Genomic DNA, 302 nt, shown 5'->3' on the forward strand with positions numbered 1-302 from the left:
CACCCAGACTCCCATCAAATATATCGTCGCCGATGCGGGATACGGCAGCGAGCCAAACTATCAATTCGTTAAAGAGCAGTTAGGCAAGATTCCACTGATTCCTTATACCCTGTACCTTAAAGAGCAATCTAAGAAATATCGGACTGATCTCAGCAAAGTGATGAATTGGGAATATCACGCCGAAGACGATTACTATTTGGATGATCACCACATCCGCTTTTCATACCATGGTATGAGCCATCGAACTGACAAGAATGGCTTTACCCGTAATTTTAAAGTTTATCGAGCCGATGATTATGATG

The 302-nt window shown here is 42.7% G+C and carries 1 pseudogene; it reads left to right on the top strand.

What is annotated here, in order from left to right:
* Nucleotides 1-302 (top strand): annotated as a pseudogene (locus FD17_RS13270) (IS5/IS1182 family transposase); the annotation flags it as partial.

Origin of the sequence: Lentilactobacillus sunkii DSM 19904 (assembly GCF_001435575.1) — a bacterium.
Classification (GTDB): Bacteria; Bacillota; Bacilli; order Lactobacillales; family Lactobacillaceae; genus Lentilactobacillus; species Lentilactobacillus sunkii.